This window comes from Bradyrhizobium commune (genome assembly GCF_015624505.1).
In the GTDB taxonomy this organism is placed as follows: domain Bacteria; phylum Pseudomonadota; class Alphaproteobacteria; order Rhizobiales; family Xanthobacteraceae; genus Bradyrhizobium; species Bradyrhizobium commune.
Window position 1 is genome coordinate 6,280,583 of record NZ_CP061379.1, and the last position, 12,283, is coordinate 6,292,865.

Annotated in this window: 10 protein-coding genes; 7 read left to right on the forward strand and 3 right to left on the reverse strand. The window is 62.1% G+C overall.

All coding sequences use genetic code 11. From position 1 onward, the window contains the following. The first annotated feature begins 73 nt into the window (after positions 1 to 73). The gene (locus IC761_RS29435; protein WP_195800169.1) at positions 74 to 922 is read left to right on the forward strand and encodes an SDR family NAD(P)-dependent oxidoreductase; all 849 of its coding nucleotides are present in this window, start codon (positions 74 to 76) and stop codon (positions 920 to 922) included. A 179-nt stretch (positions 923 to 1,101) separates the two neighbouring features. Here the strand turns inward: IC761_RS29435 and IC761_RS29440 are convergent, their stop codons facing one another. Next, the gene (locus IC761_RS29440; RefSeq protein ID WP_195800170.1) at positions 1,102 to 1,908 is read right to left on the reverse strand and encodes a lytic murein transglycosylase; all 807 of its coding nucleotides are present in this window, start codon (positions 1,906 to 1,908) and stop codon (positions 1,102 to 1,104) included. 238 nt (positions 1,909 to 2,146) lie between these two features. On the opposite strand from IC761_RS29440, the gene IC761_RS29445 reads away from it, so the two are divergent. The 4 genes from IC761_RS29445 (at position 2,147) to IC761_RS29460 (ending at position 7,417) form a co-directional block, all read left to right on the forward strand. Continuing rightward, entirely contained in the window at positions 2,147 to 4,642 is a 2,496-nt protein-coding gene (locus IC761_RS29445; RefSeq protein ID WP_195800171.1) for a KAP family P-loop NTPase fold protein, read from the forward strand. Then, on the forward strand, positions 4,627 to 5,358 hold the full coding sequence (locus tag IC761_RS29450; protein ID WP_195800172.1) for a hypothetical protein: 732 nt from the start codon (positions 4,627 to 4,629) through the stop codon (positions 5,356 to 5,358). The genes IC761_RS29445 and IC761_RS29450 overlap by 16 nt, the downstream gene beginning before the upstream one ends. Positions 5,359 to 5,423: 65 nt before the next feature. Then, on the forward strand, positions 5,424 to 6,359 hold the full coding sequence (locus IC761_RS29455) for an OmpA family protein (protein WP_195800173.1): 936 nt from the start codon (positions 5,424 to 5,426) through the stop codon (positions 6,357 to 6,359). 821 nt (positions 6,360 to 7,180) lie between these two features. Then, positions 7,181 to 7,417, forward strand: a complete 237-nt coding sequence (locus IC761_RS29460) for a hypothetical protein (RefSeq protein WP_195800174.1) — start codon at positions 7,181 to 7,183, stop codon at positions 7,415 to 7,417. 18 nt (positions 7,418 to 7,435) lie between these two features. On the opposite strand, the gene IC761_RS29465 is transcribed toward IC761_RS29460, so the two are convergent. Beyond that, positions 7,436 to 7,816: a thiol-disulfide oxidoreductase DCC family protein gene (locus tag IC761_RS29465; RefSeq protein WP_195800175.1), complete on the reverse strand. Its 381-nt coding sequence runs from the start codon at positions 7,814 to 7,816 to the stop codon at positions 7,436 to 7,438. Between the two features lie 142 nt (positions 7,817 to 7,958). On the opposite strand from IC761_RS29465, the gene IC761_RS29470 reads away from it, so the two are divergent. Beyond that, positions 7,959 to 8,711 (forward strand): DUF5131 family protein, encoded by a 753-nt coding sequence (locus IC761_RS29470; protein ID WP_195800176.1) that lies wholly within the window; start codon positions 7,959 to 7,961, stop codon positions 8,709 to 8,711. A gap of 12 nt (positions 8,712 to 8,723) precedes the next feature. Beyond that, entirely contained in the window at positions 8,724 to 9,875 is a 1,152-nt protein-coding gene (gene tcmP, locus IC761_RS29475; protein ID WP_195800177.1) for a three-Cys-motif partner protein TcmP, read from the forward strand. Positions 9,876 to 9,935: 60 nt separating this feature from the next. On the opposite strand, the gene rpoD is transcribed toward tcmP, so the two are convergent. Further along, on the reverse strand, positions 9,936 to 12,080 hold the full coding sequence (gene rpoD, locus IC761_RS29480; protein ID WP_195800178.1) for an RNA polymerase sigma factor RpoD: 2,145 nt from the start codon (positions 12,078 to 12,080) through the stop codon (positions 9,936 to 9,938). Between the last annotated feature and the right edge of the window lie 203 nt (positions 12,081 to 12,283).

Below are 12,283 nucleotides of genomic sequence, written 5' to 3' on the forward strand. Positions count from 1 at the left end.
GGCCACCACCGGCGATATGGTTCGGTTCCATACTGAAAATATGTCCAGAAGAGTTCCTTTTCGGGAATCCGACATGACAGCGATCCGCGGCGCCGCCGCCATCACCGGAGCCGCCAGCGGCATCGGCCGCGCGCTGGCGATCGAGCTGGCAAGCCGCGGCTGCGACCTCGCGCTCGCCGATCGCGACGAGGCCGGGCTGAAGACGCTTGCCGCCGAGATCGGCCAAGGACTCGATAAGGCGCGCAAGGTCAGCGTGCATCGCGTCGACGTCGGCGAGGCGAGCGACATCGCGCAGTTCGCGCAGGAAGCAGTCGCGGCGCATCCCGCGCTCAACATCCTCGTCAACAATGCCGGCGTGGCCCTGCTCGGCCAGTTCGAGGAGATCGACCAGGCGCAGATGGAATGGCTGTTCGACATCAATTTCTGGGGCGTGGTGCACGGCACCCGCGCCTTCCTGCCGCATCTGAAGACGAGGAGCGAGGCACACATCGTCAACCTCTCCTCGATCTTCGGCATCATCGCGCCGCCGGGACAAGCGACCTATGCGGCGGCGAAGTTTGCCGTGCGGGGATTTTCCGAGAGTGTGCGCCATGAGCTTGCCGTGGCGGGAAGCCCCGTCAAACTGTCGGTCGTGCATCCCGGCGGCGTCGCCACCGCGATCGCGCGCTCTTCCCGCACCGGCGTCGGCGTCACCGACAACGCGCGCCGCGCGCAGATGATCGACCGGTTCGAGAATGCGGCGAAGACGTCGCCAAAGGACGCGGCGCTGCGCATCATCAGGGGCATCGAGAGGAACGAGCCGCGCATCCTGATCGGCAACGACGCGAGGTTCATGGATCTGCTGCAACGCTTCCGCCCGGGGACGTATTGGGCGCCGTTGCAGCGGAGGCTGGAGAAGATGGCGAAGGGGACGGCGAAGTGAGTTTGACGCGTCAATGTCGCCTTACTCTCCGTCGTCGTCCCGGCGAAGGCCGGGATCCATAACCACCGAATTCAGTTTGACGAAGATTCGCGGTTCGGTACCCACACCGTCCGCAGCCGATAGATTCCGCGGTATGGGTCCCGGCCTTCGCCGGGACGACGCTAGAGAATCACGCCCCCTCACTGCCCCGCCAACCGATCGGCAAAATAGCCGATGGTCTTGCGATAGATCACCGCCCTGTTCCACTCCCGCATCGCCTCGAAATTGGCGCTGCCTTCGCCGTAAGGCTGGCCCATCTTGAAGCCGTTGGTGTGCAGCAGGTTCGCGGTCGAGGCGAGCACGTCGGGGACGCTGTGGCGGAGGTCGACATGGCCGTCGCCGTCGAAATCGACGCCGTACTTGATGTAGGACGACGGCAGGAACTGGGTCTGGCCGATCTCGCCGGCATAGGCGCCGATGAGATCGCGCAAGGGGAGGTCGCCACGCTGCACGATCTTCAGCGCCGCGAGCAGCTCGCCCTGGAACAGCTCGGTGCGGCGGCAATCATGCGCGAGCGTTGCCAGCGTCCGGATCACCGGCAGCTTGCCCATGTCGCCCTTGCCGAAATCGCTCTCCAGCCCCCAGATCGCGACCAGGATATAACGGGGCACGCCGAACTGCTGCTCGATGCGCGACAGCAGCGCGGCATGACGCTGCAACAACGCGCGGCCGCCATTGATGCGGCCCGGCCCGACACGGGTCGAGACATACTGCTCAAAGCTCTTGTTGAAGGTGTAGCGCTGGCGGCGATCGAAGGCGAGCACGGCACCATCCTCGGTGATCCCGCTGAAGGCCGCACTGGTCGTGCCCGCCGAGACGCCGGCGGCCTGCGCCTCCGAGGCCATGCTGGCGACGAAGCTGTTGAAGTCGCCGCCGCAGCGCGCGGCCTGCGCCGAGCCGCCGGCCAGACAAACGATGACGGCAGTGGCCAGGGCTCGTTTCAGCATGTCGAAAATTTCCTCTTGTCCCTTTGACCGAAGCAGTGCGCGATCATGCCCGGGAACATCGGGCCGGTCAAAGCGCTCCGATGGCAAGGCATCACGTCCCTTGGCCGCGCCATCCTGACGCAGGTTACGGGACGAATGAACCTGAAGCGCCTCATCCCGACCAATCATCGAGCCCAGGAAGTGCACGGCAGGGATGCGCGCATGGGTTGAGTTGCCATTTCATTGCGAAGGGCGCGCCATGGATGCTTCAGCGCCGACACCCACCGGCGGCCTGTCCGAGGGCGGCGCATCCCGGATCGACCGGCGTATCATGCTGCGGCGGTTGTATCTGAAGGCGATCATCACTTTCGTCTTCTTCAGTCTCTGCATCGTCGGCTTCAACGATCGTTCGATCCGTACCGATCCGTTCACGTCCGATCCGGGCTGGATTGAATTTCTTTTCAAGCGGCAACCCGACCCACGTCTGGCCAGCATGCCAGTCGTGCCGATGGGCGCGGCCGGTGTATTGTCGTGGCGGCCGCGGTCGACGGCTTGGCTCACCCAGCGTCCGGTCGGCCTGCCGGACCCGGCACCGCAACGGGCCGCATTTCACTGGCTGGGATTCGAGGCCGCTTATGCCGGCGACGTCCCAGGTCTGAAGATTGGGCCAAAGCCGACATCGGTCCCCCTCAATCAAGTGGAGCCGTCGAAGGTACCCAACCAAGTCCAGCAGCCGCCGCCGCAGCCGCCGATCCAGCAACAGCAGCCAATCGATTCCAAGGATTCGAAACAGCCCACCCCGCCCCCACCTCAAACGGCGACGATCCGACTGGTGCCCGATCCGAGCACCGATCCGAATTTCGCCAACCTTCCCGCCCGCCAGCCGCTATCGGAGGCGGCCTATTGGGCCGGCTGCGACATGGACGGCAAATGGTGTCTGCGACTAGGTCCGGTCGACGGCACCGCGAGCCCAGATGGCGGACAAAACTGGAAAGGATTCCCGACTGACCTCAATCCCGCGCCATTCGTCGTGGACGGCGGAGAGAAGCCAATCCTGATCCCGGCCCGCAGCGCCTTCGATCGCGGAGGGGCCGTCGATCCAGCGCTGCTGACCGGCATCAACGCGCAAGTGCCGTTCGCGCTGTCGGGATATGTCGTCGATGACGACATTCGCGGATACCGCGCGTCGGATTCGAATGCCAAGCTGCAAGCGGGTGTCAGGCAGTTTGTGCGGGCAACGTCCTCGAAGATGAATTTCTTCGGTCTCCTGGCGCCGGACATACAGATAGATCTGCCCAATCGCACGACCAAGATGTTCACGCTGTTCGCGGAAGGCCATCTCGCCACCACGACCTTCAAGCTGTTCACTCCGGTCGACCAGGTCCAGCACGAGACCCAATTCGTCACCCTTCCGACCAAGGCCAACCTCCGCTCGCTTCACTTCCAACCCGACCAGCGCTTCGGCTGGATCTCGTCGGGCTGGGAGGACGGCAACGAGGAGGGCCCACTGCCGGCCGTCTTCCAGACGTCGGACGGTGGCAAGACCTGGGACCGCCTGTCGTATCGATCGCAATTTGCGCCTTGGGTGCTGTTCGCCGCGCTTCCGGGCTTCGCACTCGCGTTCTTCTTCACCGGACTGGCGTGGAACGACCTTCCCAGCAGCAAGGTTGACGAAGGCATTTCGGCGATTGGCACGTCCGATACGCCGATTGGATGGAACGATTTCGACGTGCTCGGGATGAAGCCGCTGGCGCTTGCGCTGTCGCGGTTCGTTCGTAACACCAGCACCTCGCCGCCATTGACGATCGCCGTCACCGGCGCATGGGGCACGGGCAAGAGCTCGCTGATGAACCTGGTGGCGGAAGATTTGCGCCAGCGCGGTGCGAGCCCGGTCTGGTTCAACGCCTGGCATCACCAGAAGGAAGAGAACATCCTTGCTGCGCTGCTCGAGAATATTCGCGGGCAGGCCATTCCGTCGGCCTGGCGGCTGTCGGGCCTCTGGTTCAGGGCGCGGCTTCTCTATGTGCGCGCGGGACGGGACATCGTCCCGCTGCTGCTCATTGCTGCGTTGATCTTCAGCGCAGCCTGGGCGTTCAAGTGGGCGGCGATCGGCAATTCACTTGCCGCCTGGATCAATCCCGACGCCGGGTGGCCGAAGCTCGGGGAATGGGCGGAGTCCGCGAGCAAATGGCTCGATCATGTCGCCTTCGTCGGCGCCGGCACGATATTGCTCGTCATCGTCAAGATCTACGCGACGATGAACCTGAAGCCATCCGAATTGATGGCGACGTTACGCGGCAACTCCAAGCTCGCGGATTTCAGCGCCCAGCTCGGCTTCCGCTACAAGTTTGCCAAGGAATTCGAGGCCGCCGGCCGGGCCTTGCGCACCTCAACCAATCCCGGGCTTGTCATCTTCATTGACGATCTCGACCGCTGCACGCCGGCCAACCTCATGGAAGTGCTGGAGTCCATCAACTTCCTGACCACGGCGGGTCCGTGCTTCATTTTCCTCGGCATGGACGAGCCGAAGGTGGTCGAGATCATCGCCAAGCAATATGGGGACGATCAGCAGCGCGCTCGGCAATATCTGAAGAAGCTGCTCAACCTGACCATTCCCGTTCCCGATGTGGATGTCCGCAACAGCATAGGACTGTCGTCCGGCCACGACGAGCCGCGTCGCCATGGCCGGACCGCATTCGAAGCACGCTTCGCTACGTGCCCGATGTCGGGATACCGGCGATGGCACTGCTCCTGATGATCTGGCTGCTTGCATCATGGGCGAACAATTTGCAGAGTGTCGTTTCGCCGCCCACGGCGAAGGCGCCGCAGACCGCGGCAACGTCCAGCACCGCCGCCGCCGAGAGCGCCGCCCCGGCGGCGCCGAACGTGGCGCCTGACCGCAGCGATCTCGCGCCAAGGAAAGTCCCGACAGCCACCGCCGAGCAGCTCATCCTGTCACGGGGCGTGCCGCCCTATCTCGGTCTCGGCGTCGCGCTGCTGCTCATCGCAATGCTGGGGGCGCGGCGCATCACCCTGGTGCGCGAGGACAAGGTGGAGGACTCCAAGAATTTCCGCACGGCCCTAGCGATCTGGCATCCCGTCGTGTTCGAAGCCGATCCAACGCCGCGCGGTGTCAAACGTCACCAGAACCGGCTGCGCCTCCAGGCGATGCGACTGCGGCCGGCCCACGAGGCCCCCGACGTTCTGGATCGATGGTTTGGCGTCAAGCCTGCTGGCGCCAGCGGCGCCGACATCAGCGAGCCGACACTCGTTGCGCTCGGCGGCATCGTGGCGCTATGTGACGACATTCCGGACTGGTCCGTGCAGCCACAATCCGGGACCGGGGCGCCCTCGCCGCAGCAAGCCATCATCGCGCAATGCACCAGCGCCTTCGAAATGAAGTTCCCGGCTGACTGGCCGCCGACGCAAGAAGCGATTGCAGCCTTCAGGACACTCCGGCGCTCTCTTTAGGCGAACCGGCGGCGGGCAGCCAACGACCAAAGGCGACGCCCTCCTCTTTCCCCCAACCGACAGAGATGCCGATGCCCTCGCGAAACCTCCTTCTCGCCATCCTGCTTTCGGCTTGCGTCATCGCTCCAGCCTCCGCACAGATGCGCGACGTCGCGGGCAGCCGCGACTATCCCGGCATCGGCCGGTTCGCGGGCAGCGTCATCACCGGCTATGTCATGAAGGATTTTGACGCGACGCGGATGCAGGCGGCTGCCTTCAAGGACGGCCAGCCGACCGATGCACGTCGGCTCGAAGGCCGCATCTTCCGCATCGCCTACCGCACCAACCCGGGCCCCTCGATCCTGGAAGTGTCGCGCAATTTCGAGACGCCGCTGGCGAAGGCCGGCTTCGAGACCTTGCTCGCCTGCGATACCGACGCCTGTGGCGCGATTCCCTTCATCGAAAGCATCGACACGCTGCCGGTGCCGCAGATGTGGGTCGACGGCTTCAACTACCGCTATTTTGCCGGCCGCAAGAGCGAAGGCGGGCGCGAGACCTATGCCAGCGTCCTCGTCAGCCAGAACAACCAGGAGATCACCGCACAAGTCACCGTCGCCGAGCTCGGCGCCATCGCCAACAAGATGGTCGACGCCGCCGCGATGGCCAAGGGCCTTGGCGAGGCCGGCCACATCGCGCTCTACGGCATCTATTTCGACACCGACAAGGCCGTGCTCAAGCCCGAGAGCCGACCGACGCTGGAGCAGATCGCAAAGCTCTTGACCGGCCAGCCGCAGCTCAACGTCTTCATCGTCGGCCACACCGACAGCCAGGGCGCCTATGAGTACAATCTCGACCTGTCGAAGCGCCGCGCCGAAGCGGTCGCCGCGGAACTCGTGAAGAGCTTTCGGATTGCGCAAGCCCGGCTGCGCACCGCCGGCGTCGGATTGCTGGCCCCTGTGGGGTCAAATGCAACGGACGCGGGCCGCGCGCTCAACAGGCGCGTGGAGCTGGTGGCGCCGTAACGCCCCGTCATGCCGCGGCGCGCCCGGCCAATGTGATGTGTGCAACGCACGAACGACTTTGATCCGCATGCGCGGGATGAGAGCTTGTGCATGCAGCACGACGCTTGCCCGATCGGTGCCCGCGACCGACTGCGCCGAAACAAAAACCGCAAAACAACCCCATGCACAGTAGGAGTACGGCGGCGGCATCTGCGATTTTTCCGAATCGGAGTTGATCCGTCGGGCAAAACAGGGGTATAGTGCTGACATCGCAGACTCCGGGCGTTGGCGGCCTGCCCGAGCCGCATCCTTCGAGCGTCGTGCGATCCATCATCATGCCCGACGACACGTAAATTCCGCTCCTGCGTCCCGCTGCGCATGGCCGCAGGCCACAGCTCAATCCCGGCCACTGCGCGCGTTCTCGCTGCGTTGCGAAAGCGCGGCAAGATGAACAAGCTATTTCGAGGATCCGAGCACCTGCTTCACGAAATTGTGGGAACCCGCGATGACGTCAACTGCATATCTGGTGCGCTTGCTGCGACATCAACACCACGACGATTTACCTTGCCATCACAGAGCACAAGCGATAGCCTTCTATCTCAAGTTGTTGCCCTGCCAGCCCCGGGCGACGCTGACGACCAACAATAAACGGCGGGCTTATCGGCCCGCCGTTTATCGAGGTGACAGGCCGCTCGGAGATGAGAGGCCGCTCGCCGGCACCAGGCCCCTACCGGCCGCAGCCAGCACAACCCAGCAGCTCCGCCGGTATTCCCGGTCGCGAAGGATGTCGACAACAGCGCGAAGTCATTTGACTGCGGCGCCCTGATCGACGACAAGCCGCCATGGCCAAAAAACCCGGAACCAACCCGAAGGGCGAATTCGCCTTTTTCAACGTCCTCTATGAGGACGGCACCCAACGCTCCAACCGGCGCGTGCCCACAGAATTACTCGGCGGCCTCGACGGCGACGAACCCGCGCGCAGCTTCATCATGGAGCAGGACCGCGAGATCGCGGAAAAGAGCGGCCGCCCGCCGCTGGAGATCAAGAGCCTCGACCGGGTCGGGGCGAAGAAGAAGTAGGACGGCAGCGGCACACGCTCACCAGCGCCCGCACCATTTATTCCAGGCAAACAGCAGATCGGCAAACCGGTCGTAGACAAACCGCGTGACCGGCAGCGCCACGCGATTGCCGAACAGCGCCGCGAGCCACCCCTCGCCGGGTGTCAACCGCCACAGCGCGATCGCGACATCCGCACCGACGATGAGCCGACCGGCCTCATCGGTCGCATGCAGGCGCCGCCTGATGTCGTCGAGCGAGGCGCCAAACCGCGCCAGCGCATCGGGCTGCTCGTTGATGTCCCTGAATTCGACAGTGCCGCTGCGCACCAGCGCCAGCAGCTTATTGCGCTGCCAGTCGATGCCGGCGTCGCAGACCGGGCATCGGGTGTTGTAGTAGATGGTGAGGCTAGGACTCGACATGACCGGGTGCGGCGAAGCAGACCTCAAGAATCTTGAATCGAGCGAGCGTTGCGCGGAGGCTATATTAACTCCAGGTAGTGCTGATTTTTGATACGTCTTTATAGGCCTAGACTATGTTCTCTTTTTGTTCTATGGTGGGTATATGGCTGCCTCGACCCAAATTGAGTGGACTGACGCCACGTGGAATCCGGTCACCGGATGCACGAAGATTACACGTGGCTGCGACCTCTGCTACGCGGAGCGCTTTTCGGAGCGGTTTAGAGGCGTGCTTGGTCATCCATTCGAATCCGGCTTTGATCTTAAGCTGCGTCCAGAACGGCTAGAGCAACCGCTCACTTGGCGCCAGCCGCGACGCATCTTCGTTAACTCCATGAGCGACCTCTTTCACAAGGAGATACCGAAGTCATTCATCGACTCCATCTTCAAGACGATGGAGACCGCCAATTGGCATACATTTCAGGTACTGACGAAACGCAGTTCGCTCATGACGCGATATCTCCTAAATCGATATCGCGCGGAAAGGGCTCCTCCTCACATTTGGTTAGGCGTATCTATCGAGGACGCCCAGAATGCAGTTCGACTAAAGCATCTCCACGCCGCGCGCGCGTCGACGAAGTTCGTTTCGTTCGAGCCCCTGCTTGGTCCTGTCGGCAAGCTTGACCTCGAAGGAATCGATTGGGCGATTGTCGGTGGGGAAAGCGGCCCACGCGCACGGCCAATGGCGGAGGAGTGGGCAATCGAAATTCGCGATCAATGTCGAACCGCGAAGGTTGCTTTCTTCTTCAAACAATGGGGCGGCACCCGACCGAAGTCTGGCGGGCGGCTCCTGAAGGGCCGCGAATGGAATCAATACCCGCGAATTTCTCGGACCAGGCTGTTAGAGGCAGCCGAATAGAGAGGTTTAGTTGTGGCCGACCCTTACTTCGGTCGCGAGCAGACCAAGGCCAAGCATTTTATTTTGAAAAGCTACCTTCAGGCGCTCGCGTTTAAGGTATTGAATTTTTCTGACGTGACTTATGTCGATGGCTTTTCAGGTCCATGGGAATCCAAGACCGAAGACTTTAGCGACTCATCTTTCATGATCGCAATCCACGTCCTGAAGGACGCTCAAAGCCAAGTGCTAGCGCGAACGGGAAACCGACGACAGATCAAATGCTTCTTTTCCGAGAAGAACGCAAAGGCGTATTCCCTGCTGGCGAGCGCGGTCGCCGAATTCCATAGACCTGAGGACGGCTTCGAAATCAAAACTTACGAAGGCAACTTCGAGGATGCGGTCGGCGCAATTCGATCTTTCGTTGGCACATCCTTCCCTCTGATATTCATCGACCCCACCGGATGGAAAGGTTATCCATTCGACAAGATCAGACCTTTATTTGCGCGAGCCAAGTGCGAGGTGCTGATCAACTTCATGTACGACTTTATCAATCGATTTGCACATAGCCCGGACCCGGAAACCATTGAGTCGCTGGCTCCCATTCTGGGCGGACCTGATTGGCCCAATCGTCTTGATCGAGATATTCCTCGCGGCCTTGCCGTCGAAAAGCTATTCCGCGACACACTCCAAAAAGCTGGAAATTTCGAATTTGTGGTGTCCACAAAGATCGACAAGGCGACGGCCGAGCGCCCGCATTTCTTCATCGCATACGGAACGAAGAGCGCTGAAGGATTAAAGACATTCCGTCGGATTGAATATGAGGCACTGCGAAGGCACGCGAAAAGTCGGGCGAACGCAATTGAAGCAAAAAGAGAAGAGCGGCTAAACGTTGCAGATATGTTTGCAGGTCATCGCGCCGAATTAAGCGAAGCAACGGTGGAGGAAATCGTTGCCGAACAAAGGCGATTAGCCGCCGACCACATGTTGGAGTTGCTTGTCCAACAAGGGGCGCTCAAGTTTTCGCAAGTCGTCCCCGCCCTACTGCAACCGTTCATGTTGCGAGAAACAAACGTTAAGGACATTTGTGTCGACCTCGCCAAGGTCGGCAAGATTGAAAATGTATGGGGTAGTGGCAATCGAAAGCCCCGCGAAGAAGACGTTATCCGGCTACGCCCACAGCGATGACCCAAACAAGAAACGGCGGGCTCACGCCCGCCGTTTTGGAAGCCAATAATGGCCTTCAGATCAATTATCCAAGAAGCTCCGCAGCTTCCTCGACCTGCTCGGATGCTTCAGCTTCCGCAGCGCCTTCGCCTCGATCTGGCGGATACGCTCGCGCGTCACGCTGAACTGCTGGCCGACTTCTTCCAGCGTGTGGTCGGTGTTCATGCCGATGCCGAAGCGCATACGCAGCACGCGCTCTTCGCGCGGGGTGAGCGAGGCGAGCACGCGCGTGGTGGTCTCGCGCAGGTTCGACTGGATCGCGGCGTCGATCGGTAGGATCGCGTTCTTGTCCTCGATGAAATCGCCGAGGTGTGAATCCTCCTCGTCACCGACCGGCGTCTCGAGCGACAGCGGCTCTTTCGCGATCTTGAGGACTTTTCGCACCTTCTCCAGGGGCATGCCGAGCTTTTCGGCAAGCTCTTCCGGGGTCGGCTCGCGGCCGATCTCGTTGAGCATCTGGCGGCTGGTGCGCACGATCTTGTTGATCGTCTCGATCATGTGCACGGGGATGCGGATGGTGCGCGCCTGGTCGGCAATGCTGCGGGTGATCGCCTGCCGGATCCACCACGTGGCGTAGGTCGAGAACTTGTAGCCGCGGCGGTACTCGAACTTGTCGACCGCCTTCATCAGGCCGATATTGCCTTCCTGGATCAGGTCGAGGAACTGCAGGCCGCGGTTGGTGTACTTCTTGGCGATCGAGATCACGAGACGGAGGTTGGCTTCCACCATCTCCTTCTTGGCCTGGCGGGCTTCGCGCTCGCCCTTCTGCACGGAGTGCACGATCTTGCGGAACTCGACGATCTCGAGGCCGGTGAGCGCCGCGAGCTGATGCACCTCGTGGCGAAGGTCCTTGATGCGGTCCTTCTCGTGATGGACGAAGTTCTTCCAGCCTTTTGCCGAGAGTTTCGAGACACGGTTGAGCCAGCGCGGATCGAGCTCCGAGCCGGTGTAGTTGCGCAGGAAATCCTCGCGGGCGACGCCGTGGCTGTCGGCAAGCCGCATCAGGCGGCCCTCATGCGAGACGAGGCGCTTGTTGATGTCGTAGAGCTGCTCGACCAGTGAATCGATGCGGGCCTGGTTCAGGCGCAGCGACTTCACCTCGACGATGATCTCGTCCTTGAGCTTCTTGTACTTGCGCTCCTGGTGCGGCGAGAGCGACTCGTTCTGGAGCTGGTTCTGGATGTCCTGCTCCTGAAGCTTGCGCAGCTTCTTGTAGCTGTCGGCGATCTTGTCGAAGATCTCGACCACCTTCGGCTTGAGCTCGGCCTCGATCGCCGCGAGCGACATCTGGTTCTCGAACTCGTCGTCGTCCATGTCGGACTCGGCCGCGGCCTCGCCCGGATCCTTCTCCTCGCCGCCTTCGGCCTCACCGGCGCCAGGTGCCGCGCGGAACGGGGTCGGCGCCGGGGGAGCTGCGGGCGGCGCGACATGCGCGGGCGCGCCGACGGCGGCTGCGGCCTGGCCGCCTTCGGCCGGGGCTTCGCCGTTCTCGCCATTGGGAGCGCCGATCATCGCGGTGTTCATGCCGGCCTTGGCGTCGGGGCCGGCATAGGTCGCTTCGAGATCGATGATGTCGCGAAGGAAGATCTTTCCTTCGTTCAGTTCGTCGCGCCAGATGATGATGGCCTGGAAGGTCAGCGGGCTCTCGCACAGGCCCGCGATCATCGCCTCGCGGCCGGCCTCGATGCGCTTGGCGATCGCGATTTCGCCTTCGCGGGAGAGCAGCTCGACCGTGCCCATCTCGCGCAGATACATGCGCACGGGATCGTCGGTGCGCTCGCCCGGCTCGCTCTTCTTGACCTCGGTGACGGCCTTCTGGGTGACTTCGACGAGCTCGTTATCGGTCTCGTCCTCGCCGCCCTCGTCCTTGTCGTCCTCGGCCTCGGAATCGTCGGCTTCGGTGACGTTGATGCCCATGTCCGAGAGCATGGACATGATGTCCTCGATCTGCTCGGGCGAGGTCTGGTCGGACGGCAAAACTTCGTTGAGCTGATCGAAGGTCACGAAGCCGCGCTTCTTGGCCTGCTTGATCATCTTCTTCACTGCCGCGTCAGACAGATCGAGCAACGGCGACGGCGCGTCCTGGGAATCCTTCTCCGGAGCGTCCGCTGCCTTGTCGTCTTTTTCCTTGTCTTTCGCCTGCAGCGTCTTTGCCTTGGTGGCCATCCATTGCTCCTAAACGCGTTTCATGCAGACGTGCGCGCGCCCGCGTGAAATCACTTGAACCTGTTGCTCGACGCTCTCGCTTCGTCAGATCTCGACACGGAAAGGGCGGCGCGCACAGATATCGCCACCCCGACCTTTCTCTCGCCGGATTTGCCTAACGCTTCGTGAGCCTCTTTGTCGCGGCGGATGCAGGTGAAGTGCCA